At 54.5% G+C, this 24,344-nt stretch carries 20 protein-coding genes; 18 read left to right on the forward strand and 2 right to left on the reverse strand.

Annotated features, from left to right (window positions below; all coding sequences use genetic code 11):
* Positions 1 to 64: 64 nt before the first annotated feature.
* Positions 65 to 664, forward strand: a complete 600-nt coding sequence (gene rsmD, locus D3P07_RS16055; RefSeq protein WP_259391540.1) for a 16S rRNA (guanine(966)-N(2))-methyltransferase RsmD — start codon at positions 65 to 67, stop codon at positions 662 to 664.
* On the forward strand, positions 651 to 1,181 hold the full coding sequence (coaD, locus tag D3P07_RS16060) for a pantetheine-phosphate adenylyltransferase (RefSeq protein ID WP_119801268.1): 531 nt from the start codon (positions 651 to 653) through the stop codon (positions 1,179 to 1,181). The genes rsmD and coaD overlap by 14 nt, the downstream gene beginning before the upstream one ends.
* Positions 1,182 to 1,230: 49 nt before the next feature.
* Here coaD and D3P07_RS16065 read toward each other — a convergent pair whose 3' ends face one another.
* Positions 1,231 to 2,454, reverse strand: coding sequence for a nucleoside recognition domain-containing protein (locus tag D3P07_RS16065; protein ID WP_119801269.1), 1,224 nt, complete (start codon positions 2,452 to 2,454; stop codon positions 1,231 to 1,233).
* Between the two features lie 104 nt (positions 2,455 to 2,558).
* On the opposite strand from D3P07_RS16065, the gene D3P07_RS16070 reads away from it, so the two are divergent.
* Complete coding sequence (locus D3P07_RS16070) at positions 2,559 to 3,647, forward strand: S16 family serine protease (RefSeq protein WP_182914357.1); 1,089 nt, start codon at positions 2,559 to 2,561, stop codon at positions 3,645 to 3,647.
* 312 nt (positions 3,648 to 3,959) lie between these two features.
* Here D3P07_RS16070 and D3P07_RS16075 read toward each other — a convergent pair whose 3' ends face one another.
* Entirely contained in the window at positions 3,960 to 5,204 is a 1,245-nt protein-coding gene (locus D3P07_RS16075; protein ID WP_119801271.1) for a nucleotidyltransferase, read from the reverse strand.
* Between the two features lie 166 nt (positions 5,205 to 5,370).
* On the opposite strand from D3P07_RS16075, the gene D3P07_RS16080 reads away from it, so the two are divergent.
* The 15 genes from D3P07_RS16080 to D3P07_RS16150 all read left to right on the forward strand — a co-directional run bounded on the left by D3P07_RS16080 (position 5,371) and on the right by D3P07_RS16150 (position 24,336).
* Positions 5,371 to 5,886, forward strand: a complete 516-nt coding sequence (locus tag D3P07_RS16080; RefSeq protein WP_119801272.1) for a YceD family protein — start codon at positions 5,371 to 5,373, stop codon at positions 5,884 to 5,886.
* A gap of 34 nt (positions 5,887 to 5,920) precedes the next feature.
* Positions 5,921 to 6,094: a 50S ribosomal protein L32 gene (rpmF, locus tag D3P07_RS16085; RefSeq protein WP_116043433.1), complete on the forward strand. Its 174-nt coding sequence runs from the start codon at positions 5,921 to 5,923 to the stop codon at positions 6,092 to 6,094.
* A 226-nt stretch (positions 6,095 to 6,320) separates the two neighbouring features.
* Positions 6,321 to 6,917, forward strand: a complete 597-nt coding sequence (fapR, locus tag D3P07_RS16090) for a transcription factor FapR (protein ID WP_182914379.1) — start codon at positions 6,321 to 6,323, stop codon at positions 6,915 to 6,917.
* Positions 6,901 to 7,890 carry a phosphate acyltransferase PlsX gene (gene plsX, locus D3P07_RS16095; RefSeq protein ID WP_119801273.1) on the forward strand — a complete coding sequence of 330 codons (990 nt, stop codon included), beginning with the start codon at positions 6,901 to 6,903 and terminating at the stop codon, positions 7,888 to 7,890. The genes fapR and plsX overlap by 17 nt, the downstream gene beginning before the upstream one ends.
* Before the next feature lie 9 nt (positions 7,891 to 7,899).
* A complete protein-coding gene (locus tag D3P07_RS16100; RefSeq protein WP_119801274.1) occupies positions 7,900 to 8,886 on the forward strand; it encodes a beta-ketoacyl-ACP synthase III in 987 nt (328 codons plus the stop codon).
* A gap of 72 nt (positions 8,887 to 8,958) precedes the next feature.
* A complete protein-coding gene (fabD, locus tag D3P07_RS16105) occupies positions 8,959 to 9,888 on the forward strand; it encodes an ACP S-malonyltransferase (RefSeq protein WP_119801275.1) in 930 nt (309 codons plus the stop codon).
* Between the two features lie 21 nt (positions 9,889 to 9,909).
* A complete protein-coding gene (fabG, locus tag D3P07_RS16110; RefSeq protein ID WP_119801276.1) occupies positions 9,910 to 10,659 on the forward strand; it encodes a 3-oxoacyl-[acyl-carrier-protein] reductase in 750 nt (249 codons plus the stop codon).
* A 94-nt stretch (positions 10,660 to 10,753) separates the two neighbouring features.
* A complete protein-coding gene (acpP, locus tag D3P07_RS16115) occupies positions 10,754 to 10,987 on the forward strand; it encodes an acyl carrier protein (protein ID WP_119801277.1) in 234 nt (77 codons plus the stop codon).
* Between the two features lie 156 nt (positions 10,988 to 11,143).
* Complete coding sequence (gene fabF, locus D3P07_RS16120) at positions 11,144 to 12,385, forward strand: beta-ketoacyl-ACP synthase II (protein ID WP_119801278.1); 1,242 nt, start codon at positions 11,144 to 11,146, stop codon at positions 12,383 to 12,385.
* Positions 12,375 to 13,079, forward strand: a complete 705-nt coding sequence (rnc, locus tag D3P07_RS16125; RefSeq protein WP_119801279.1) for a ribonuclease III — start codon at positions 12,375 to 12,377, stop codon at positions 13,077 to 13,079. Before fabF ends, rnc begins: the two co-directional genes overlap by 11 nt.
* A 465-nt stretch (positions 13,080 to 13,544) precedes the next feature.
* Positions 13,545 to 17,123, forward strand: a complete 3,579-nt coding sequence (gene smc / locus D3P07_RS16130; RefSeq protein ID WP_119801280.1) for a chromosome segregation protein SMC — start codon at positions 13,545 to 13,547, stop codon at positions 17,121 to 17,123.
* Between the two features lie 47 nt (positions 17,124 to 17,170).
* A complete protein-coding gene (ftsY, locus tag D3P07_RS16135) occupies positions 17,171 to 18,178 on the forward strand; it encodes a signal recognition particle-docking protein FtsY (RefSeq protein WP_119801281.1) in 1,008 nt (335 codons plus the stop codon).
* A 400-nt stretch (positions 18,179 to 18,578) separates the two neighbouring features.
* A complete protein-coding gene (locus D3P07_RS16140) occupies positions 18,579 to 20,438 on the forward strand; it encodes an S-layer homology domain-containing protein (RefSeq protein ID WP_182914358.1) in 1,860 nt (619 codons plus the stop codon).
* A gap of 29 nt (positions 20,439 to 20,467) precedes the next feature.
* On the forward strand, positions 20,468 to 21,706 hold the full coding sequence (locus D3P07_RS16145; protein ID WP_119801283.1) for a cohesin domain-containing protein: 1,239 nt from the start codon (positions 20,468 to 20,470) through the stop codon (positions 21,704 to 21,706).
* On the forward strand, positions 21,703 to 24,336 hold the full coding sequence (locus D3P07_RS16150) for a cohesin domain-containing protein (protein WP_119801284.1): 2,634 nt from the start codon (positions 21,703 to 21,705) through the stop codon (positions 24,334 to 24,336). Before D3P07_RS16145 ends, D3P07_RS16150 begins: the two co-directional genes overlap by 4 nt.
* Positions 24,337 to 24,344 lie beyond the last annotated feature (8 nt).

Here is a 24,344-nt window from a genome sequence, read left to right on the forward strand (position 1 = left end):
CTTTATTCTCCGTGGGAATGTATGGTACGATAGGCGGGAACGATTGCGAAAGGGGCAAAAAGCAGTGAGAATCATCGCAGGCGCGGCGAAAGGGCGCGCGCTGAAGGCCGTGCCGGGCATGAATACAAGGCCTACAACGGATAAGGTAAAGGAAGCGATCTTCAGTATGATCGGTCCTTACTTCGACGGAGGTATCGCGCTTGATTTGTTCGCAGGAACGGGCGGACTTGGCCTTGAGGCATGGAGCCGGGGCGCGGAGAAAGTAATATTTGTCGATAAGGAAAAGATAAGTGTGGATATAATCCGTCACAATGTGCGAACAGCGGGAGCGGAGAACGCTTCTGAAATTTACCGCAATGATGCCGATCGCGCCTTGAAAGCGTTGGCAAAGCGGGATATCAGCTTTACACTCGTGTTTCTGGATCCGCCTTACCGGATGACGGAGATGAATGAAATGATGGGCGAGCTGGCCGCTAAGGGCATGCTGGCACCGGATGCAACCATTATCATAGAGCATGACGCCTCCGCTATGTATTCGGATGACATACCAGGGTTCCATCAAATCAGAACCGCAAAATATGGCGATACAGCCGTTACCATATATCGATACATAGAAGGTACTACGGAAGATACGAATAGGAGCGAATCGGATGTCAACGAATGAGAAGAAAGCAGCAGGACAACCCCTGAAGAAGGAACGCATCGCCGTATACCCGGGCAGCTTTGATCCCGTTACCTATGGCCATCTGGACATCATTCAGCGCTCGGCAAAACAATTCGATCGTCTGATCGTCGCAGTCTTGAACAACACGAGCAAAAACCCGCTCTTTAGTGTCGCAGAGCGCAAGGAGCTGCTTCGAGAGGTAACCAAAGATTTGCCGAATGTGGAAATTGACAGCTTCCGTGACTTATTGGTGCGATTCATGCGCAGCAAAGAGGCGGATGTCATTATTCGCGGCATTCGCTCGGTAACCGATTTCGAATATGAGCTTCAGCTAGCTTCAACGAACCATCTGCTTGATGGTGAGATCGACACGATGTTTATGATGACGAATCCCAAATATTCCTATCTCAGCTCCAGTATCGTAAAAGAAATCGCCCAATTTAAAGGCGAAGTGAAGGAATTGGTGCCGCCTGTCGTAGAGGCGCGTCTTAAGGAGAAATACGAAGCCCGCTCCTGATTGCATTCTATTAAGCGTTTAGGACCGAGAAGCTCTCTCATTCGGACTGTTAGCGATGGATGCGAATTGGCTTGGATTTTCCCGGCATAAAGGCATATAGAATGAGCATTACAGTCAATAGAATGGCTGCCGATCCGATCGAGTACAGCCATAGGACAGGCAAATCGCTTGCCGTCATGGTGTTCATCGGCATGCTGACATCTGCTGCGGACGTATAATAGCGGCCGGATACCATAACCGGAAACCCGCCTTCCGGGGCAAGCTTGCCAGCGAGCCAGCTTAGTGGACGCCATAGCAATAGGGTTAGCAGAAATGCATGCAGCGCATGGTTCAGGCGATGGATGACGAAAGGAAGCAATCTCAGATCGGTGCCGGCAATGGCATAGCCGGTCTGCAGGATTCCGGCCAGCCCGCTCCATGCCAATATGGCTGCGATGACGGCGCAGCCGAAAGCAGCGCTGCCGCCCGGCGCATTCCAGATCGCCGCGGCATACGATCCCAGATGGCTCTCGAAGAAGGCGGCGCCGATGAAGGAGAAGCCTTGTTTCTGCAGCGGTGCGAGCAGAGGCTCCACCAGCTTCGCTAATACGGCGGCGAATATCATAAACCCGCCTACTACCATCAGCTTTTGCACGCTGCCTGAGACGGCATCGCCGAGTACTTTGCCGAAGCTTCGGCCGTCTTGTTCACGGCCGGATTGAAGGCCGTGCGCGAATGTCGACAGCCAGCCTGAAGAACGGACTTGATCCTGGGCTGCTGGTGCTTGCTTCCGCTGGCGGAATATCGAAGTCATTAGCAGCAGCCACAGGGCGGATACCCAGACGGCTGCTGCTATCATCATGCCCGCAATCGGTTTATGAAGGAAGCCCGCTCCGATTACCACAAGCATAAAGAGCGGGTTCGGCATATGGGCGAAGGATAGCAGGCGCTGTCCTTGTGCCCGGTTGAGCAGCTCTCGCTTGCGTAAGGAAGCGACGGCCTCCGAGCCTGCTGGATAGCCGCCTGCCCAGCCGAATACGAGGGCTAGCGCCGCTTCGCCGGGCAAGCCGAGCGCCCGCTGCATGAGCGGCTGCAGCATCGTTCCGATGGCATGGGCCAGGCCAAAGGCCAGCATGATTTCATATAAGACGAGAAACGGGAGCAGTCCCGGGAATACGATATTCCACCATACGGTAAGGCCTTGCAGCGAAGCCTGGAACGAGGCGTCGGGCCGCACAATGATGGAGCCGACCAGCAGGATGGACAAGACGGCTAGAACAATGGTTTTGGGCATGCCGATCAACTCCTTTTGGGACAAACCATTTACGTTTATTCTTACGTTGTACGAAATGAAGATAGACCATGAATCGAAAAGCTTGCATCGATGGGAGGAAGCCTATGCGTAGAGGACTAACTGCCGTGCGGCGCATCTTATTGACGGCGGCGATTACTGCGTTTGTCATGTGGGGGCTTCTATATGCTCCCACACCTTATCTGGTATACGAACCTGGCATAGCTGTGCCGGTGGAGCCGATGATTGCATTGGAATCCGGCGCTTCGGCGGATGGAGGGCAGTTTTTGCTGACGGCGGTCAAGCTGATTGAACCTAATCTGTGGGGTGTGCTGAAGGCGACGGTCAATCGGGACCGGGATGTCTATCAGAAAAGCTCCGTATTTGGCAATTACACAAAGGAACAGTACGCAGAACGTTTGACGGTTATTATGGAGGGCTCGCAATACGATGCGGTCGAGGCCGCTTACCGGTATTTGAGTGTTCCTTACGAAGTGAAAACGGAAGCAATAGTGATTACAGATATTATCCGAATTGCCGAACAGCCGGTTGGAAGGCTGCGCGCGGGAGATAAGCTGCTGCGGTTAGATGGCGGGGAAGCATTCCAAAGCGTCGAAAGTGCCGCAGATCAAGTGATCAAAGCGCTGGAAGGGAAAGCGGACGGCACATCCCATTCGGTCATGATCGAGATCGAGCGGGGCGGCAAGCAGATGATGATCGAGCTGGAGCCATCGGTTTCCTATGCGGATAGCGCAGCTCAATCGGATGAGAAGCGATTGGCGCTCCTGCTGGGCGCGAAGAGCTTTGTCGAGCTGCGGACGGTTGAAGCGACACATCAGAAGCAGAGACTGTCCATATCCGCAGGCGAGATCGGCGGGCCTTCCGCTGGACTAGTCTTTACGCTTGGCGCTATCGACTTGCTGACGGAAGGCGATCTGACGCAGGGAGCTCGGATTGCTGCCACTGGAACAATCAGCCCGGATGGAAAAGTCGGCGCGATAGGCGGCATCAAGCAGAAGGTGGTATCCACCTCCGGAGAGGGCGCAGAGCTATTCCTGGTCCCTAAGGCGAATGAAAGGGATGCGCTCAGCAAATCGAAATCCATTAAGACGGATATGAAAATCGTTGGTGTAGACACGCTTCAGGATGCGCTGGACGCCATAGCTGCATTTGCATCAAATCGTATTAATGTGTGAGTTTTTGGACTCATTTATATTTGTGGTAATGCGGTGAAGTGAACTGTGAGTTTAGCACCGATGTGACTTAGATCAGCGTATGTGCGGAGCTTTGGCGGTGTGTGAAGCGTTCATACGAGCGAAACAGGTCGGTGAGACCGACTTTAATGTGCCTGACGAGTTCACACGAGCGTACTAAGATCGGCGACACCGATTTAAATGTGTCTTGGGGAGTCTACACGAGCGTGTTAGGTCGTCGACACCGACGTAAAAGTGTCTGGCGGCGTTTCATCCATCGCGTAACCCAGCCAACGCATCCAAACGAAAAGCCCGTCAGATCATGACGGGCTTTTCGCGGTAGTCACGGAACAGCGATGCTGACAGCTCGCTGCCGCCTGTACCGAGCATGTAGGCGTTGCTGGCCCTGACGTCGAGGTTGAGGTAGCGGCAGGGCTCAGGAGGCCTTGCCGCGCTGAGCAGGATGGGCAGAGAGGATGTCTCGCGCATCCGCTTCAGCAGCGTTCGGCCCTTCTCAGTGAAGCCCAGAACGCGAATATATTCTACTCCGCTGCCCAGCTTGTCCGGTGTGAAGTCAGCTTTGGCATGTCCGAGCAAAATGGACAGTAGCGCACGCTGCAGCCGGGTACGGGTATATCGCTTCGTCTTGAGCAGCGACAACAGCTCCGCGAAGCTTGCTTCGCCAAGCTCAGGCAGCGCATTCAGCATGCGATGCTCCAATCCCTCGCTAACATCACGGTAAGACGCAAGCGATGCAGCGTCACTCGTTACCAGCTTGTGCATCAACGCAGGCATATAGCGCTCCCAGCTCACAGGGGCGACGCCCCCTGAGGCACTGGACTGAATGTTCCAGTAAGTCGACACCGGTACAAATGGCGAGGCAGCCTCCAGCGATTCGCTATCCAGCAGCAGCTTTCGGATAGCCGTCGCGCTGGCAATGGAGCCGTCGGTGATCGACTCTTGGTGGTACTGCGCTTTTTCGCGGGCGATCGTGTACGGCTTCATTGCGCCTTTAATTCGCTTCAAAGCGATAAGATAGTGCAGGCCGAGCGTATGGTTCGGCGTATCAAAGGAAAATGAAGCAGCGTCCGCGTAGCCCTGCTCGGCCAAATACGCCTGAAGGGCGCCGCTGTAGGCGACAGGATAACTCGTTCCTGTATCCAGACGGCTTCTGAGCAGTGTCTGAAAGCGCGGCGGCTCATCCGCTGCGATCTCCGCCGCGTGCAGCAGCGGAGCAAGCTCGCCGCTCTCCGTTCCGAAGCAGAAGGCGTCAACGACGCCTGTTGCCTCCAGCAGCGATACAGCGCCGTAAGCGAACCATTCAGCAGCATGCGTCGCATAGGCGACAGGCAGCTCAATGACTAGATCGCAGCCTCCGTGCAGCGCCATGCGGGTCCGTGTCCACTTGTCCCACATCGCAGGTTCGCCGCGCTGCAGGAAGTTGCCGCTCATGACGGCGACAACGGCCTCGGCCTCTGTTAATTTGACTGATTCGAGCAAATGATAAAGATGTCCGTTATGAAACGGATTGTATTCTACGATCAAGCCTACAGCGCGCATGGAATAGACATCTCTCCCATCTTCTTGATTTATAGGTGATTTCACTATAGCATAGAGAGGATGCCGCAACACAGCGGAAGATGTCCAATATGAATTGCAAAGTGAAATTGTTGACAAAAGATCGTTTGAATCGCTATAATAATCTTTGTTTGTTTGGAGTGATGATATGCAGTTTCATATGCAAGAGATGATGTCCAGAAGCCTGAAGGCAACCGTACAAGAAGTGCTCGATGTGAGCGAATTGTTCAAGGGACGGGCGGATGTAATTGCGGCTGGTCCGCTCCATGTGTCGCTTGAGGTTGCTGGTCATGAAGGATTCGTAACAGTCGAAGGTACATTAACCATCGATTTGGAGCTTGCATGCTCACGTTGTCTTGAACCGACTAAGGAACATACGGTCATTCCCTTCTTCGAACAGTTCAAGCCTCCTTCCAATGAGGAAGCTGACGGCAATACGGATGAAAACGAAGAATTTGTGGAATTGAAATCGGACAGACTGGACCTGTTGCCGTTTCTGGAAGAAGCGCTTCTGGTGTTCATGCCTTTCGCGCCGCTGTGCGGCAAGGATTGCAAGGGACTCTGTCAGACCTGCGGAGAAAACTTAAATGAGCGAACCTGCGAATGCAAAAACGAGCGGATTGACCCTCGCTTTGAATCGCTGAAGGATTTGTTTAAGGAGTAGTAACGGCATTGATTTTGTGAAGGAGGTGGGAAAGATGGCAGTACCTCAACGTAGAACATCCAAAACTCGCCGCGACAAGCGTCGCACGCATTTCAAGCTTGCGATACCGGGTATGGTAAAATGTGAGCAATGCGGAGAGCTGAAATTGGCTCACCACGTATGCAAAGTGTGTGGATATTACAAAACAAAAGAGATCATTTCCCAATAATAATGATTTCCATGATAGCACTTCATCTCGCGGTGAGGTGCTATTTTTTTGGTTTCATTGCGCAGAATGACTTTTTTTTATATACTAATTTAGTACCAGGTGATAAAAACATATAATTAACATATATCTAGTAGGGAATGGTCGGCGATAACGTTTTGCTAGAATAGGCGCTCAGTCATTCCTATACGCATTGATGGACAAAGGGGTGAAGCCGAGCATGGAACGAATGCCCAAACGCCAACGGCATCAGCTGCTGGCCCAGCATATCGAAGAGAATCCTTTTATGACGGACCGGGAGCTGACGCGCCTGCTGAAGGTCAGCATACAGACCATTCGGCTGGACCGGATGGAGCTTGGGATCCCGGAGCTTCGGGAACGATTGAAGCTGATGGCAGAACGCTCTTATGATTCCGTACGCTCCCTGCCCCTTCATGAGGTGATCGGGGAGATTGTGGACCTGGAGCTGGACAAGAGCGGCATCTCGATCTTCGAGATCAGGGAAGAGCATGTCTTCTCCCGCACGTCTATTGCCAGGGGACATCATGTGTTCGCGCAAGCGAATTCGCTTGCGGTTGCCGTTATTGACGACGCCATTGCGCTAACCGTTACGGCTGACATTCGCTTCATACGACCGGTGAGGCTGGGCGAGAAATGCATTGCCAAGGCCTATGTCCGTTCGATCTCGGGAGAGCGAAGCAAATCGAAAGTCGAACTATTCACATATGTAGGTGACGAAATGGTGTTCCAAGGCAACTTCGTCATCTTCAGATCCGCTGGCAACAGGGATGATGGAGGGGGAGAAGAACATGCGGATCGCCATTGATGCCATGGGGGGAGATCACGCCCCTGAGCAGATTGTAAAAGGCGCGCTGGATGCCGCGGCCGAATGGCCGGACACCGAGCTGCTGCTTGTTGGCGATAAAGCGGTGATCGAGCCGTTGCTGAAGGAAGGAATTCCTTCTAATGTGCAGCTCATTCACGCGGATGAAGTAATCGGTCCGGATGACGAGCCGGTGAAAGCGGTAAGACGGAAAAAGGGTGCTTCCATGGTCGTGGCCGGCCAATTGGTCAAGGACAAGCAGGCTGACGCTATGCTGTCCGCTGGCAATACGGGAGCGCTTATGACTACTGGCTTGCTGGTGGTAGGCAGGATGGAAGGCATTGAGCGTCCCGCGCTCGCTTTTGTTTTGCCCACGATGGATGATGTAGGCATTCTCGCTATGGATTTGGGTGCGAATATGGATGCGAAGCCGGAGCATCTGGCGCAATACGCAGTTATGGGCAGCATCTATCGTGAAAAGGTGCATGGCATCAAGCAGCCGAGGGTCGGATTGCTGAATGTCGGCACAGAAGCGAAGAAGGGCAATGAGATGACAAAAGCGGCCTATGAGCTAATGGAGCAGGCGCCGATTCATTTCATTGGCAACGTGGAATCCAGAGATGTGCTGAACCGGAATTGCGACGTGCTTATATGCGACGGATTCGCAGGCAACATTATGCTGAAATCGCTGGAGGGTACGGCGGGTACGATCTTCACAATGCTGAAGAGCGCGTTCGGCAATTCCTTCCTGACGAAGATAGCAGCTGCGATTATGCTGCCGCAATTGAAAAAACTGAAGAAAAAGATGGACTACAAGGAGCATGGTGGAGCGCCGCTCCTCGGCCTCAATGGACTGGTCGTGAAATGCCACGGCTCATCCGACGCGGTCGCGGTGAAAAATGCGGTTCGCCAGGCAAGAATTGCTCTTCAAGGCAATATGATAGAATCAATCTCTTCTGAAATTAACGGGAAGTGAGTGTGAAGCATGGGTTTGCATCCTGTCGGCATTATTGGAACGGGCAAATATGTGCCCGAACGCATTCTTACGAATCAACAATTGGAGCAAATGGTAGAAACGAACGACGAATGGATCGTTACTCGAACCGGAATCAAAGAACGTCGTATGGCAGCAGAAGCGGAGGCGACCTCCGATCTGGCTTATGAAGCGGCGAAGCAAGCGATTGCTGCCGCAGGCGTGACTGCGGAGGATCTTGATCTGATCATCGTATCGACGATTACGCCGGATATGTTCTTCCCGTCCACCGCTTGCCTTCTTCAAACGAAATTAGGCGCAACCAAAGCGGCGGCATTCGATCTGTCCGCAGCGTGCTCGGGCTTTATTTACGGCCTGGCGACGGCAACGAATATGATCGCTACAGGTATGTACAACCATGTCCTGGTCGTGGGCGCTGAGACGCTGTCCCGCATTACGGATTATACCGATCGCAACACATGCATCCTGTTCGGTGACGGTGCAGGCGCTGTCGTGCTCGGACAGGTTGAGGAAGGCAGAGGCTTCCGCTCCTTTGAGCTGGGAGCAGACGGCAGCGGCGGCGAGCTGCTGAAAGTCGGAGGCGGCGGATCGCGGATGCCATCCTCCGAGCACAGTATCGCGACGAAGCAGCATTTTATCCATATGGCAGGCAATGATGTCTTTAAGTTTGCCGTGCGCATTATGGGCAGCGCAGCAGAGGACGCGCTTGCGAAGGCGGGCCTCGCCAAGGAGGATGTTGACTTGCTTATCCCGCATCAAGCGAACATCCGGATTATTCAATCGGCGCTGAACAGGCTGAATCTGCCCGAGGAGAAAGCCATGATTAATTTGGACAAATACGGGAATATGTCGGCCGCTTCCATTCCGGTTGCGCTGGCGGAAGCCGTAGAGCAGAACCGGGTAAAGGAAGGCGATACGCTGGTGTTCGTCGGATTCGGCGGCGGCTTGACATGGGGAGCTTCCGTACTCGTTTGGTAATAGAACGCGGTGATAGGTCCGCACTCCGGGGCGGATGAACCGTATTGGATTTGGTGTAGGAGGGGAAACGCGTTGGCGAAGACAGCATTTGTATTTCCCGGACAGGGAGCCCAGGCGGTAGGCATGGGCAAGGATGCTTACGATGCATTCGAGAGCGTACGGGACATTTTCCAGAAGGCTGATCAGGCACTGGGCATGGAATTGACGAGCCTTATATTCGAGGGCCCGGAAGAGGCGCTCAAACAGACGGCGAATACGCAGCCGGCTCTTCTTACAGTTAGCGTTGCATACTTGAAGCTGCTGGAGGCGAGCGGTCTCAAGGCGGATTATGTAGCGGGTCACAGCTTGGGTGAGTACAGCGCGCTCGTCGCGGCGGGCGTATTGTCCTTCGAGGATGCGGTGCGTACGGTTCGCGCTCGCGGCTTGTATATGGAGCAGGCTGTGCCTAGCGGATTAGGCGCTATGGCTGCTGTGCTTGGTGCTGAGCGCGACGCGCTTGCGAGTCTGTGCGAAGCGATTACAGCCGATGGATGCGCGGTGGAGCTGGCGAACGTGAATTGCCCGGCTCAGATCGTTGTCTCCGGAACGGCGCAAGGCGTACAGGCTGTTGCGGAACGGGGCAAGGAGGCGGGAGCGAAGCGGGTCATTCCGCTTGAAGTGAGCGGTCCGTTCCATTCCTCGCTAATGAAGCCCGCGGCCGAGAAGCTTGCGGCTGCGCTCGCAGACGTTGCGTTCACGGATGCGGCCGTTCCGGTCGTGGCGAACGTAACGGCGCGCGAGGTGACAGATGCTTCCTCTATTCGCGAGCTGCTTGTGGAGCAGGTCTATTCTCCTGTATTGTGGGAAGACAGCGTGCGCTACTTGATTGAGCAAGGCGTAGATACGTTTGTTGAGATTGGTTCGGGTACGGTGCTTGCCGGTTTGATCAAAAAAATCGACCGGGGCGTTCGCGTCATATCGGTGAACAACATCTCGGCGCTGGATGCGCTGCAGGTGAACTAATCCAAGACGGAGGGAATCATTATGTTTGCGAGTCTGGAAGGGAAGAAGGCTCTCGTGACGGGCGCATCGCGCGGCATCGGCCGCGCGATCGCCATTGCGCTGGCAGAAGCGGGCGCCGACGTGGCGATTAACTATTCCGGCAGCGAAGCCGCTGCTGCGGAGACGGCGTCCGCTGTCGAAGCGCTGGGGCGCCGCGCCATCATCGTGAAAGCGAATGTCGGGAAAGCCGACGAGTTCGACACGATGGTGAAGGACGTGATCGAGCAGCTCGGCGCGCTGGATATTCTTGTGAATAACGCCGGCATTACAAGAGATAATTTAATTATGCGCATGAAGGAAGAAGAGTTCGACCAGGTCATCGAGACGAATCTGAAAGGCGTGTTCAACGGCATCAAAGCCGTTACGCGTCCGATGATGAAGCAGCGCTCTGGCCGAATTATTAATATTTCTTCCGTCGTGGGTGTGCTCGGCAATCCGGGACAAGCTAACTACGTCGCAGCGAAAGCAGGCGTGATTGGCTTGACTAAGGCTAGTGCTAGGGAGCTGGCGTCGCGCGGAATTACCGTCAACTGTGTCGCGCCTGGATTCATCCAGACCGACATGACGGACAAGCTGCCAGAGGATATGAAGGAATCGCTGTCCGCCCAAATCCCGCTTGCGCGCTTAGGCGACGCGGCTGATATTGCGAATGCGGTCAGATTCCTCGCATCCGATGCTGCTGCCTATATGACAGGTCAGACCGTCCATGTCGACGGCGGCATGTACATGTAGTCGCTGACCCGACAGTGCAGGCCTTTTACCCCGTAAGGTAAAGATGGCAATTTACATTTAATTCTCGTATAATACGGTGGAGGAGGTGAACCGGATGTCCGAAGTAGTAGAACGCGTAAAACGTATTGTCATCGACCGCCTTGGCGTAGACGAAGCAGAAGTAAAACTTGAAGCTTCATTCAAAGATGACCTCGGAGCTGACTCTCTTGACGTCGTAGAATTGGTCATGGAGCTGGAAGACGAGTTTGATATGGAAATCTCTGATGAAGATGCAGAGAAAATCACTACGGTGGGAGAAGTTGTGACTTACATACAATCTCATACCTAAGGATGGACAAGTCCCGTTGCGATATACGGGACTTCTCTCCATGTAGCGCATTTTCGACGCTTTTATAACGTTTATAATGAAGCCTAACCGCTTTTCATATAGAAGGAAGATTCCTTATTACGGTCTTCTAAATCGCTGTCTGCAGAGGTGAATGCAATGAAACAGAGAGTTGTCGTTACAGGCATGGGGGTCATTACATCGCTAGGTTCCGATCTGGAGCAATTTTGGGGGAACCTGCTAGAAGGAAAATCGGGCGTATCCGTTGTGGAGGCATTCGATTTCTCCGAATACCCGACGCGCATTGCGGCGGAGGTCAAAAACTTCAATCCCGAAGAATACGGTTTGGATAAAAAAGAAGCGCGCCGCATGGACCGCTTCGTTCAATTCGCGGCTGTCGCAAGCAAGCTGGCAGTAGAGGACGCAGCGCTTAAGATCGGTGAGAATGCCGACGCAGAGCGCGTTGGCGTGATGATCGGTTCCGGCATTGGCGGCCTTGGCACTTGGGAAGATCAGCATAACGTATTGCTGGAGAAAGGTCCGAAGCGCGTTAGCCCGTTCTTCATTCCGATGATGATCGCGAATATGGCATCCGGCCAAGTGTCGATGCTGACTGGCGCAAAAGGCCCTAACAGTACGGCGGTTACGGCTTGTGCGACTGGTACGCACTCCATCGGCGATTCATTCAAGATGATTCAACGCGGTGACGCAGACGTGATGCTGGCCGGCGGTGCCGAAGCGACAATTCGTCCAACAGGCATGGCGGGCTTCTGCTCGATGCGTGCGATGTCGACGCGCAATGATGAGCCGGAGAAAGCCAGCCGTCCGTTCGATATCGACCGCGACGGATTCGTAATGGGCGAAGGCGCGGGAGTGCTTGTGCTGGAGTCGCTGGATCATGCGGTAGCCCGCGGTGCGAAGATCTACGCTGAAGTGGTCGGTTATGGCATGAGCGGAGACGCTCATCACATGACGGAGCCGGACCCGGACGGAGCAGCGCGTTGTATGGTGAAGGCGATCCGGGACGCAGGCATCGAGCCGTCAGAGATCGATTACATCAATGCGCACGGCACATCCACTCCGGTAGGCGACAAATCCGAGACGACCGCTATTAAGAAGACGTTCGGTGATCACGCTTACAAGGTGGCGGTCAGCTCCACAAAGTCGATGACGGGCCATCTGCTCGGCGCGGCGGGCGGCGTAGAAGCCGTGATTCTTGGATTGACGCTGAAGAGCGGCGTCATCGCTCCGACGATTAACCTGGACAACCAGGACCCTGAGCTCGACCTGGATTACGTACCGAATACGCCTCGCGAAGCGAACGTGAAGTATGCCCTGTCCAATTCGTTCGGCTTTGGGGGCCATAATGCTACGATCGTGATGAAAGCATATGAAGCATGAACATTTTGACGAGCTGCAGCAGAAGCTGCAGCTCGCTTTCAAACGTCCAAGACTGCTGAGGCAAGCGTTCACGCACACTTCCTATGTGAATGAGCATAAGCGCGGATCGGTACAGGATAACGAACGTCTGGAGTTTCTGGGCGACGCGGTGCTGCAGCTGCTGGTCTCCGAATATCTGTTCACCACTTATCCGAAGCGGCCGGAAGGCGAGCTGACCCGGATGCGGGCATCCGTCGTCTGCGAGCCGTCGCTCGCTTACTTTGCGGAGCGGATGGAGCTGGGCAAGTATGTGCTGCTGGGACGGGGCGAGGAGCAGCTTGGAGGCAGGCATCGCCAAGCGTTATTGGCGGACTTGTTCGAGTCGTTTATCGGAGCGATCTTTCTCGATGCAGGGATTGAGCGCACGCGTGTATTTCTGGAAGAGCACATGTTTCCGTTTATTGAATCCAACGACTTTGGCCTGCTCATGAAGGATGCCAAGTCCAAGCTTCAGGAGAAAGCGCAGCATAACGGACTAGGTCCGGTCGAGTACCGCATTGTGGAAGAGCGCGGCCCTGCACATGACCGGGAGTTCATCGTCGAGGTTTGCCTGGGCGAGGAACGGTATGGTCTTGGCTCCGGACGCACGAAGAAGGAAGCGGAGCAGCGGGCAGCTGCGGAAGCATGGAACACGCTTGCCGCTCAAGATGCGTGACGGCGCTTTCGGGACGGTTGCCGTGGCTGTTGGAGAACTCATGGACTCCGGCTATATCAAGAGTAACGGATGGATAAGACCTCTTTTGGCCGGATGACGGTATGAAGGGGTCTTTTTGTTAGCGAGAATTGGATTGTAATGGTCAAAGATGGAAAGAATCATTCAGAAAAGCTTGATGCAGGCATTAGGGAGACGGGTGCATTCAACTGGCTCGATTGTGATGGCTATTAGCTGTTTCTAGCTTATCCCGTGCTTCTAACCAGTCGAGAAGAAGGTAAGCAGATTGACGCAAGAGTCTGAATGCGAATAAGCAATGGAATAGGACGATAAAGCAATATTGGAGGAGGCGGAAAGCCTCTTTTTTGTTACTCCGAATTGTTGTGAGCGCCGGATGCAGAGTGTCCGAAATGATTAACGCAAATAACAATTTTGTGGTACAATGGTGGGTGAGGTGAAAGCCAAACTATGTTTTTGAAGCGGATCGAATTAGCGGGTTTCAAATCCTTCGCCGACAAGACCGAGCTTGAATTTGTAACCGGTATTACGGCGGTGGTCGGGCCTAACGGCTCAGGGAAAAGCAATATCTCCGACGGTATCCGGTGGGTGCTCGGCGAGCAAAGCGCCAAGAGCCTGCGCGGAGGCAAGATGGAGGATATTATATTCGCCGGCAGCGACGCGCGCAAAGCGGTCAATTACGGCGAGGTTTCGCTGACCCTCGATAATGCGGACGGCGCTCTGCCGCTGGAGTATAACGAGGTAACGGTGACGAGACGGGTTCACCGGAGCGGCGATAGTGAATATATGATTAACAAGCAGCCATGCCGGCTGAAGGATATTACGGAGTTGTTCATGGATACGGGCATCGGCAAGGAAGCCTATTCCATTATCGGCCAGGGGCGTATTGAAGAGATTCTGAGTACGCGCTCCGAGGACCGCCGAGGCATCTTCGAGGAAGCTTCCGGCATTGTGAAATATAAGTCCCGCAAGCGCGAGGCGCAGAAGAAGCTCGACGAGACCGAGCAGAATCTGCTTCGGATTCACGACCTGGTGTCGGAGCTGGAGGATCAAGTCGAGCCGCTGCGCAAGCAGTCGGAGAAAGCGATCCACTTCAAGGCGCTTAAGGAAACGCTGAAAACCAAAGAAATTTCGATGTACGTACATAATATAGAGACGGTTCATCAAGCTTGGTCGCAAGCGACGGAAAAGCTGGAGAAGCTTCAAGAGGAGCAGCTTCAGCTATCCACAGTCGTCAGCAAGCATGATGCGCATCTGGAGCAAGACCGTCTTCAATTGCGCGAGATCGAGCAAGAGCTGGACGCCTTGCATGCTTCCATGCTGCAAATTAGCGAGGACGCGGAGAAATGCGAAGGCTACGGCGAAGTCCTGAAGGAGCGCGGACGCAATCTGGAGCAGAACAAGCGCCAGCTGGAGGAGTCCATTGCGGCGCAGGACGAGCGAATCGTGGCGCTTGCCAAGGAAGAAGCGGAATTCCGCAGCCGAGCTGCCGCGCTTGAGCTGGAGCTTGCTGAGCTCCGTGCCAAGCTGGCTGCCGAGGAAGCGAATCTGATTGGAGTTGCCGGCGGCGCGGTCGTGGATGCGGAGGAGAAGCTGAAGAGCGAGCTGCTTGATGTATTGAGCGCAATGGCGCAGCATCGCAACGAAATCCGTTACGCAACGCAGCAGAGAGAGACGCTTCAGCGACGCATGGAGCGGCTCAGCGAGGATGAATCGAAGTGGACGGAGCAGATGGCTCGGCTGGATGAGAGGCGCAGTGCGCTGGAGCAGTCGCTAGCCGATACGCTGGAGACGCTCGGCACGACAAGAAATCGCATGCTGGAGCAATCGGAAGCAACCAAGTCGCTCACCTTGCAGCTGGAGGAAGTGATGTCGGCTATCCGCAAGTGGGAGCAGCGGCTTGACAGCCATATTTCCCGGCGAGATACGATGAAGGAGATGCAGGACGCGCTTGACGGCTTTATGCAGGGCGTGAAGGAAGTGCTGAAGTCCGCCCGGCGCGGCTCAGGCGCTATCGAAGGCGTTCATGGCGCTGTAGCCGAGCTCATTCGCGTGCCTCAGCGCATCGAGGTTGCGGTGGAGACGGCGCTTGGCGGCGCGCTTCAGCATGTCGTGATGGAAGATGAGCGCACGGCTCGGGCGGCGATTGCTTTCCTGAAGCAGCGTCAGCTTGGACGGGCGACCTTCCTCCCACTGGATGTTATCCGGGGACGGATGGTGCCGGAGAACGACAAGCGGACGATTGCCGCAGTGGAAGGTTTTGTCGGTGTCGCAGCTGATCTGGTAAGCTGCGATGACCGTTATCAAGCAATCGTAAACAATTTGCTGGGCAATGTGCTGCTCGCGGAGACGCTGGAACAAGCGAACCGGATTGCTTCCAGGTGTCAGTACCGCTATCGCGTCGTAACGCTGGAAGGCGATGTCGTGAATGCAGGCGGCTCAATGACAGGCGGCAGCTTGCAGAAGAAAGGCGCAAGCTTGCTCGGAAGAGGACGGCAGATCGAAGCGCTTGATCAGGAGATCAAGGATGCGAAAGCGACTGTGGCGGAGCTGAAGAACCGGCTGAGCGACCTGCGTAAGGAACAATCGATCCGTTCGCAGGATATGGAGGAGCTGCGCGAGAAAGCCGAGCAGACCCGGATTCGCGAGCAAGGCATCCGCGCTGAGCTGCAGCAGCTTGGTTCCGAGGCGAAGCATCTGTCGGAGCAAAACGCAGTGTCGACCTCTGAGAGAAGCTCCCAGACGGAAGAGCGGGAGCAGATTGAACTGATGGCGGCAGCGGCGGAGCAGCGTCTGGAGCAATTGACACTGGACGAGGCTAGGCTGCAGGAAGCGATCCGGATGGCCGAGGAGCGGCGCAAGGCGAGCGAGTCGGCGAAGGAAGAGCTGCAGGGACAATTGACAGATATCAAGATCGCGGTGGCCAAGACCGATCAAGAGAAGCATAGCTTCGAGGATCAGGCTAACCGCGTGAGAAGCGATATTCAGCGCGCCAAGAGCGAGCTTGCGGGCCTGCGCGCCTTATCGGAGCAGCAGGTTGAAGAGATGGCAAGACATGCTGAGGAGAGCGTTACCCAGATTGAGCAGCTCAATCATTTGCGAATCAAGAAGGCGAATTGCGCGGAGCAGACAGACCTGAAGCGGGCAGCCAGAGCGCAGCGCATCGCAGAGCTGGAGCAAGGCGAAAGCGAGACGAAGGAGCAGCGTGCCCAGCTTCGCGCCGTTGAGGATCAGATGAGAAGCACGGAGATTGCCGTCAACCGGCAGGATGTGGAGCTGGACAACCTGCTTCGCAAGCTGAGCGAGGAATATGAGCTCAGCTTCGAGCTGGCGAAGGAGCAATATCCGGTGCCGGAGGATGTGCTCGGCACGCAGAACGAGGTTCGCGATCTGAAGCGGCAGATTGCCGCGCTGGGCGAGGTCAATCTGGGGGCGATCGAGGAATACGAACGCGTGAAGGAACGTTACGAGTTCCTCTCGGAGCAGAAGAACGATCTGATTGAAGCGAAGACAGCTCTCTATCAGGTCATCAAAGAGATGGACGACGAGATGTCGAAGCGATTCCGTACGACATTCGAAGCCATTCGCGGACACTTTGGTGTCGTCTTCTCCAAGCTGTTCGGTGGCGGACGAGCTGACCTGGTCATGGTCGATCCGGATCGAGTTCTGGATACCGGCATTGACATCGTGGCGCAACCGCCGGGCAAGAAGCTGCAAAATCTTCAGCTTCTCTCCGGCGGAGAGCGGGCACTAACGGCGATCGCGCTGTTGTTCGCCATCCTGCAGGTGAAGCCGGTGCCGTTCTGCGTGCTCGACGAAGTCGAGGCTGCGCTGGACGAAGCGAACGTATCCCGATTCGCTCAATACTTGCGCGAATTCTCGGAGCTGACGCAATTTATCGTCGTTACCCACCGCAAAGGAACGATGGAGGAAGCGGATGTGCTCTACGGGGTTACGATGGAAGAAGGCGGCGTATCGAAGCTGGTGTCGGTACGTTTGGAAGAAGAGGGAGAGCCGGTATCGGCTTAGATGGATCTATACATGCAGGCTAGGAAAGGTCAGGAGGAACGGCTGGGATGAGTTTTTTTAAAAAGCTGAAGGAAAGCATCGCTTCCAAGACAGAAGCGGTTACGAATGTTTTTAAGGAAGGGTTGGCGAAGACGCGCACGGCTTTCGTCGAGAAGGTCGAGGAGCTGATTACTCGCCGCAAGAAGATTGATGAAGAGTTTTATGAAGAGCTTGAGGAAATTCTGATTGGTGCGGATGTTGGCGTCAATACGGTCATGACGTTAATTGACGATCTGCGCGCGGAAGTGAAGAAGCGCAAAATCGAAGACGCGTCCGATCTGCAGCCGGTGCTGTCAGAGAAGCTGGTTGGATTGCTGAAGGGCGACGACCATGCTGAGCTGCGAATGGCGCCTCCAGGGCAAATCACGGTCATCCTGTTCGTTGGCGTGAACGGCGTCGGCAAGACGACAACCATCGGCAAGCTGGCCCATAAGTTTAAGAACGAAGGCAAGAACGTGCTGATGGCAGCAGGCGATACATTCCGCGCGGGCGCGATCGAGCAGCTAGAGGTGTGGGGCCAGCGCGTAGGCGTGGACGTCATTAAGCAATCGTCGGGCGCCGATCCTGCGGCCGTCATGTTCGATGCCGTTCAAGCGGCCAAGCAGCGCAAGGTCGACGTATTGCTATGCGACACGGCGGGACGCTTGCAGAATAAGACGAACCTGATGGAAGAGCTGAACAAAATTTTTCGTGTCATTCAGCGCGAGCTGCCGGAGGCTCCTCATGAAGTGCTGCTGGTGCTTGATGCGACGACAGGCCAGAACGCACTTAGCCAAGCGAAGATGTTCGGAGAGAAGAGCGGTGTTACGGGGCTCGTACTGACGAAGCTCGACGGCACAGCCAAAGGCGGTATTGTAGTGGCAATCCGCAATGAGCTGCATTTGCCGGTGAAGCTGGTAGGCCTTGGCGAGAAGATGGGCGATCTTCAAACCTTTGATTCGGAGCAGTTCGTACATGCCTTGTTCGCGGGCTTGATCAGCCGCGAGTCGGAGCAGCAGCCGCCTGCTGCAAATTAGGCAAGAGCGATATAAGAAGAATGAAGAACGTCTAGTGGCGGCCGATCCCGGCCGACATTGGACGTTTTTTTGTGCCTTCCATCCTGGCAGTCCTCCTCGTCCGGATTCCGCTTATTTTAGCGTTTTCTATATCTTTAGCGAAATGCCTCAGCCCTGAAGCCAGACAGGTCAAGGGATGATGGGGAATCGGATGGAACTGAATCGAAATTGCTCAGCTGAGGGAATTCGATACATTTACGGGGAAAAGGAAGCCTGTATACAATGTTGGCGTGCTCAAAAATACAATTGTGAATACAGGGGTGATGCTTGATTATGACTATTTGGTAAGCGCATACATGAGCGTCGGCTTGAATGAAAGGAAAGCAACTAAATCGCCATGCATTCGGAATGGAGAGATACAATGAGGAAATTATCCTATTGGCTTATCGCCTTCGTCATCTGTTGCTCTGTCATGGATATGCCCGCTTACGCAGTAGCTGAATCAACGGAAATATCACTATCCGCCTCCAAGGACGCCATAGGCAAGGGGACTGAGACCGAAGTGCTGGTAACGGCGAAGCCGCAGGAGAATGCATACGGAATTGAGTTCATCTTGGAATACGATGCCAGCGCTTTGATGCTTCGTGAGTCAACGGGAGTCGACTATTCCTTATTTGAAAGCGAGGCGGCGAACCCGGCGTCTGGCAGCCTGCATGTATCGGCCATTGCAAAACAATCTGCCGGCGGGACGATCGCCAAGCTTCGATTTCGCGCTTTGAAAGCAGGCGTCCGTACGGAGATCAAGCTCACAGCAGTTAAAGGGGTTAGCCGCGAGAGGACGACAAGAGAGCAGAATGGTCAAGTATACCCCGACCTGAAGGAAATCAAGGTACATGCGGGGTCTCCTCTGACTATCCGGCTGCTGCCAAGCAGCGAATCGTCAGTGCCTGCAGATCAGACTACATACCCGAGCCCATCTGACATTCGGAAGGAGCCTGACGCGCTGAAAGCGGTAGCGCTACTGACGGATAGGCTTAGACAGTCGGATATCCAGTCGGATATCGAAGGCTGGTCAGCGCTTGTTCGGGACATTTCGATCCGATTGCTGACAGTCCATCCTGTTCGAACAGAGGTTGGAAGCGTCATGCAAGTCGTTCTCAACGATGCCTCGCTCATGCCTGTGCTGGAGGCCTATCACTTGCTCCAGCAGACTGCCAAGGCAGCAGGAGCAGTCCTATCGTATCCGTATGCGCTGACAGTCGAAGCGGATGAGCGCGACCGCACGGAGCTGCGCATAGCTTCATTGATTCATGATCGTGCAGCCTCTCTCGGACTGGCTATAGAAATGAAAAACAGGCATTTTGTCATCATGCTGGAACCGGACCGCTTGCGATTCAATTCATCGGGATATGCAAGTGTATCGGTTGTTCCAGTTATTCGGCCTGTTGAACACCATGGAATTACCCGAGTGGAGCCGGTCGGAAGCTACCGGTTTCAGTTTGGGCAGCTTGAGGATGCATCTTCAGTGAAGGTTCGATGGTTAATTCCCGCACGTATGAACGAAGTCCTGGCAGGCGTCTATCGATGGGATGCCGAATCCGGGGATTGGGCATATAGGCGTGAGAGCGAACGGGATCATGCGGGACGCACCATAACGACGTTTCTGGAAAATGGCGAGTACGGTTTTCTTCTCTACGAGAAGGAATTTGCTGATCTTGGCTCTACGTATGATGAAGCGGCACAAGCGATACGCGCTCTTGGGGCAAGAGGCGTGGTGAGTGGCAAAGGCGGCGATTCCTACGGCGTGGAGCAACTTGTGACGAGAGCGGAATGGACAGCCATGCTCGTGAGGGCGTTGGGGTTGGATGCGCATGAGAAAGCGGGACAACGAAGCGATACAGCATTCAAGGATGTGGAGAACGGACGCTGGTATGCGCCGTTTATTGCGGCAGCTAGCTCTCAAGGGTGGATTACGGGCTATGAGGATGGGACCTACCGTCCGGATGAGCGGATCAGCAGAGCCGAGCTTGCGGTTATGCTGGATAGAATGTGGCCAGGTCATGGAGTCGAATCCCATTCAGCTATCCAAAGCTATACCGATGACGAACATATCCCGCAATGGGCGGTGAGTGCGGTCTACCGAATGCGCGCTTCCGGATTCATGAAGGGCGACGAGTATTATCGTTTTCATCCGAATGATGAGGTCGGCCGCGATGATGCTGCTGTGGTGCTTATGCGTATGATCGTAGCATGGAGCACCTCCACTCATGTAGTGAAATAGATCATGAAGCTAATAAGGAGGAATGATTCATGTTGATTCGGAATAGCTGGTATCGGGCAATCTCCATTGTGCTGGCGGCAATGCTTGCACTATCTCTCTGGGCCTCTGTGGAGACGGCATGGGCTGCTTCATCGGGGCTGCGCAACCCCGGGTTTGAGGAGCCTGTATCCGGTGGCTTGATCCCCGGCTGGTCAACCTTTATATCGCCCAAAGGAAGCTCTGTCACCTATGAAGTTACGGACGAGAAGGCGCATAGCGGCAGCTACAGCCTCAAAGTTACAGATAAAGACGGCGCCGATGGCGTATCCATCTGGTCTCACACGGTTGACGTTGTGCCTGGAGAGAGCTATTCGGGCTCGGTGTGGATGTATATAGAAGGCTCGTCGTTCATGCATAATGGTTCCTCGGTCCCGAACCGCGGCAGCTTTATTATGAGGTTTTACAATGAAGCGGGTCAGCAGGTCGGCTCCGATACAGATGCGCTCATCCATCATACTGGCCAGTCCAAGTGGGTGAAGCTGTCGACCAAGCCGCTGCAGGCTCCGTCTGACGCCAAGACGGTTCGATTGATAGCGTCGCTCTCCAACTTCTATCAGACTTCCGGGGCTTACTACGATGATTTTGAGATAGAAGGCGTTTTCCCTGGCGAAGCCGCTCCTGCCGCTCGCTTGCTAGCGTTAAGCGGTCCTGCAACGGCGACTGTTGACGGGGATTACCCGGTGAAGCTGTTCGCCGAGAGCGCTTCCTCCTTGTATGCGGTTGAGGCTGTTCTATCGTATGATCCGGGACAATTCCGGTTTGTATCCATGCAAGCCGCCGAATCGTTCCATGGCGAACAAGAGGTGTATGCGGAGGCGAGAGAGCTGGCTCCAGGAAAGGTAAAGGTGATTGTGTCGCAGCTGGGCGAGCGCTCCATATCGGGTGATGCCGAGGTTGCTATTATGCAATTTGTGCCGCTTGCTGCTGCAGTGTCAGCAAAAATCAATCTGGAGCCCTTCGCCATCGCTGCCAAACAAGACGCGGACGAAACGGGAGAATCGACGGTCTTCCAAGCAGGCATGACGCTGGAGACCACGATCAAGACTCATGCCGGCGATGTCGATGATAACGGCAAAATAAACTTGGCGGATTTAATTATCGTAGCGCAAGCGATCGGCAGACCTGTGAATGGCTCCAATGTCCGCTTGGATCTGAATGGCGACGGTGAAATCGATTTTGCGGATTTGGCCGTAATTTCACGCTTATTGGTAGAGGGGGATGCGGAATGAGAATGAAGCGCTACACGATGGTTTGGCTACTGTCTATTGCTTTAATCGCGGCTACGCTGGCTGTGCCGGCTGAACATGCAAGCGCTGCAGCCAAGCAAAGCTTTGGGACCCCGGTCGAAATCGGTCAGCCGATTCAGCAGGCCGCTTTGTTCGACGGAGTGTTCGGCAAGGAAAAGGGTCACGACATGGTGTACACGACTTCGGCAGGCAATCCAGCTATGTTCAATGCGGTAGATCTTGACGCCAACCGGCTTGTGCGGGCCGTTCCGCTTCCAGAAGGGAAAAGCGCCTGGGCTCATACGACAACGCCTGACGGGAGCGTCTATATCGGCGTATCCGACGGCGGTCCGATCCTGCATCGCTATAATCCGGAAACGGGCACAATCGAGCATTTGGGGAATGCCGTATCGGGAGCGAAGTCGATCTGGTCGCTGATCTCCGACGAGCAAGGCAATGTCTATGGCGGTACCTTCGATCAAGGAAAAGTGTTTCAGTACAATCCGGTTACTGGACAATTCAGAGATTACGGCGTGATGGTGGAGGGCAGGGATTATGTCCGTTCCATTGCTTATCAAGACGGATTTATTTATGCGGGCATTGGCTCCATCGGGGATATCGTAAAGCTGAATGTCGAGACAGGAGAGAAGACGCTTATTCCCCTGAAGCCCATCGACGGCGTTCAGCAGTATCCATTTGTATATGGCCTAGATGTACGAGGCGACTACTTATTTGCGTTTTTGAGCGGAGACGGCAAGGCAATCTATATCATCTATAATCTGAAGAGCGGCGCTTGGCTTGAGGAAGAGTATTGGGGAGCAGCGGGATTGAAGGCTTCTCCTGCATACAACGGCAAAGTCTATTTTCTGCAAAACAAAGAGCTGATGGCATGGGATATGGCTACGCATGAGGCGGTATCAACTGGCATAGCATACGGTTCAAGCCTTCGCAATTCAGGCTGGGTAGAGCTTGAGGGCGATACCGACTTTAAGAACCCTGTGCTTGCTACGGTGCATTATGGCGGCAGTGTCGCCTTATTCGATGTCGATGCGGGCAAAGTAACGACCCGGCTGCCCGGCATTCAAGGAAGCGCCTTGTCCATTCATGCGCTGGAGAAAGGGCCTGGGGGCAAGCTGTTCATGAGCGGGTATACAGCTGCGACTGCTGCGGTATACGATCCTGCATCTGAACAGTTTTCGACCTTTACCATGGGGCAAGCGGAGAGCATTGGCATTAGCGGCAGCCGAGTCTACTATGGCGAATATCCTGGCGCTTCCATCCATATGTATGATACGGATCTTCCGCTTCAGCCGGATGCGGCGAAGCCGAACCGGAATCCGGTTACGCTGCTTCATCTTGAGGAGTCCCAGGACCGGCCTTATGTGAATACCTTTGGCGACGGGAAGGCCTTCTTCGGCACGATACCGTCTTATGGAGAAATCGGGGGAGCGCTTGCTGTATTTGAGGAGTCCGATCCGCAGGGTACGCTGCGCGTCCACCGCAACATCGTATCCGGGCAAAGCATCGTAGGGCTCGCCTACCGTGACGGGTTGATCTACGGTTCGACGACGATCCGCGGGGGGCTTGACAGCGTTACGCCTGAGACAAAGGCCAAGATGTTCATTTGGGATGTGGCAAAGGAACAGAAGGTAGCGGAGTGGGAGCCGGATATTCCCGGTGCGTCCAAAGCGCCGATCATGATTAGCGGCTTGACCTTCGACGAAGAAGGATTGCTATGGGCGGCAGCAGACGGGGCATTATTTGCGATTGATCCGAAGACGAGGGCTATCGTTAAGAGCAAGCAGGTATACAGCGGCGTTCAAAACTACGGAATGTGGCGTCCGATCCATATCCGATTCGCCGATGACGGCAATATGTACACAGATTTATTCGGCAAGCTTATTGCGGTTGACCCGGAGACGCTTGCGCATGTGGAATCCGGCAATACGACTGCTCTGTTTGATATTGGCGATGACGGCCGGATCTATTACGCTCAGGAGGGAAGGCTCATGAGCGTTGGGCTTGAGGAGGAACTGTATGCTGCGCCTGGCGAGCTGCGATTGACGGCGCCGAGCATGGCTGTTCCGGGCAACACCTTTGAGGTCCGTGTGAAGATGGATGGGGCGGCTGGCTTGTACGGAGCCAATATGGCTTTCGGCTTCGATCCTCGCCTGCTGGAGCTGAAGGAAATCAAGCGAGGAGACAGCTTTGGCGATGAGGCCTATCTGGACAGCCGCATAAACCAGGAGGACGGAAGCGCACTTGCAGTCGTCTCGGCGACTGGTCCGAGCGGAGTGAACGGGGATGCGGATATCTTGAGGCTTTTCTTTGAAGCCAAAGAGGGGAGCGGCCAAGCTTCTGTCGTGCTGAAGAAGGGTTCGACTGTCGGGGCTGTGCACACGCCTGAGAGCGGTCTACTGTATGCTGCGGATACCGATGTAACCGTAATCGTGGCTTTGAAGAAGCATCGCGAGGATGTGAATGGAGACGGAAAGGTGAGTATCGAGGATCTCGTTGCCGTTGCGAAGCAAGCGGGCAAGCCGGCAGCAGATGAACGATATGACCTGAACGGAGACGGAAAGGTAGACGTCACGGATGTCGCACTTGTAGCGCTTGTATTATTCGAGGATTAACGCTGAAT

This window comes from Paenibacillus sp. 1011MAR3C5 (assembly GCF_003591485.1).
GTDB lineage: Bacteria > Bacillota > Bacilli > Paenibacillales > Paenibacillaceae > Pristimantibacillus.

Coding starts and splice junctions, on each gene's coding strand:
- coaD (WP_119801268.1), top strand. CDS start 651: ATGTCAACGAATGAGAAGAAAGCAGCAGGACAACCCCTGAAGAAGGAA.
- D3P07_RS16065 (WP_119801269.1), bottom strand. CDS start 2,454: ATGCCCAAAACCATTGTTCTAGCCGTCTTGTCCATCCTGCTGGTCGGC.
- D3P07_RS16070 (WP_182914357.1), top strand. CDS start 2,559: ATGCGTAGAGGACTAACTGCCGTGCGGCGCATCTTATTGACGGCGGCG.
- D3P07_RS16075 (WP_119801271.1), bottom strand. CDS start 5,204: ATGCGCGCTGTAGGCTTGATCGTAGAATACAATCCGTTTCATAACGGA.
- D3P07_RS16080 (WP_119801272.1), top strand. CDS start 5,371: ATGCAGTTTCATATGCAAGAGATGATGTCCAGAAGCCTGAAGGCAACC.
- rpmF (WP_116043433.1), top strand. CDS start 5,921: ATGGCAGTACCTCAACGTAGAACATCCAAAACTCGCCGCGACAAGCGT.
- fapR (WP_182914379.1), top strand. CDS start 6,321: ATGCCCAAACGCCAACGGCATCAGCTGCTGGCCCAGCATATCGAAGAG.
- plsX (WP_119801273.1), top strand. CDS start 6,901: ATGCGGATCGCCATTGATGCCATGGGGGGAGATCACGCCCCTGAGCAG.
- D3P07_RS16100 (WP_119801274.1), top strand. CDS start 7,900: ATGGGTTTGCATCCTGTCGGCATTATTGGAACGGGCAAATATGTGCCC.
- fabG (WP_119801276.1), top strand. CDS start 9,910: ATGTTTGCGAGTCTGGAAGGGAAGAAGGCTCTCGTGACGGGCGCATCG.
- acpP (WP_119801277.1), top strand. CDS start 10,754: ATGTCCGAAGTAGTAGAACGCGTAAAACGTATTGTCATCGACCGCCTT.
- fabF (WP_119801278.1), top strand. CDS start 11,144: ATGAAACAGAGAGTTGTCGTTACAGGCATGGGGGTCATTACATCGCTA.
- rnc (WP_119801279.1), top strand. CDS start 12,375: ATGAAGCATGAACATTTTGACGAGCTGCAGCAGAAGCTGCAGCTCGCT.
- smc (WP_119801280.1), top strand. CDS start 13,545: ATGTTTTTGAAGCGGATCGAATTAGCGGGTTTCAAATCCTTCGCCGAC.
- ftsY (WP_119801281.1), top strand. CDS start 17,171: ATGAGTTTTTTTAAAAAGCTGAAGGAAAGCATCGCTTCCAAGACAGAA.
- D3P07_RS16140 (WP_182914358.1), top strand. CDS start 18,579: ATGAGGAAATTATCCTATTGGCTTATCGCCTTCGTCATCTGTTGCTCT.
- D3P07_RS16145 (WP_119801283.1), top strand. CDS start 20,468: ATGTTGATTCGGAATAGCTGGTATCGGGCAATCTCCATTGTGCTGGCG.
- D3P07_RS16150 (WP_119801284.1), top strand. CDS start 21,703: ATGAGAATGAAGCGCTACACGATGGTTTGGCTACTGTCTATTGCTTTA.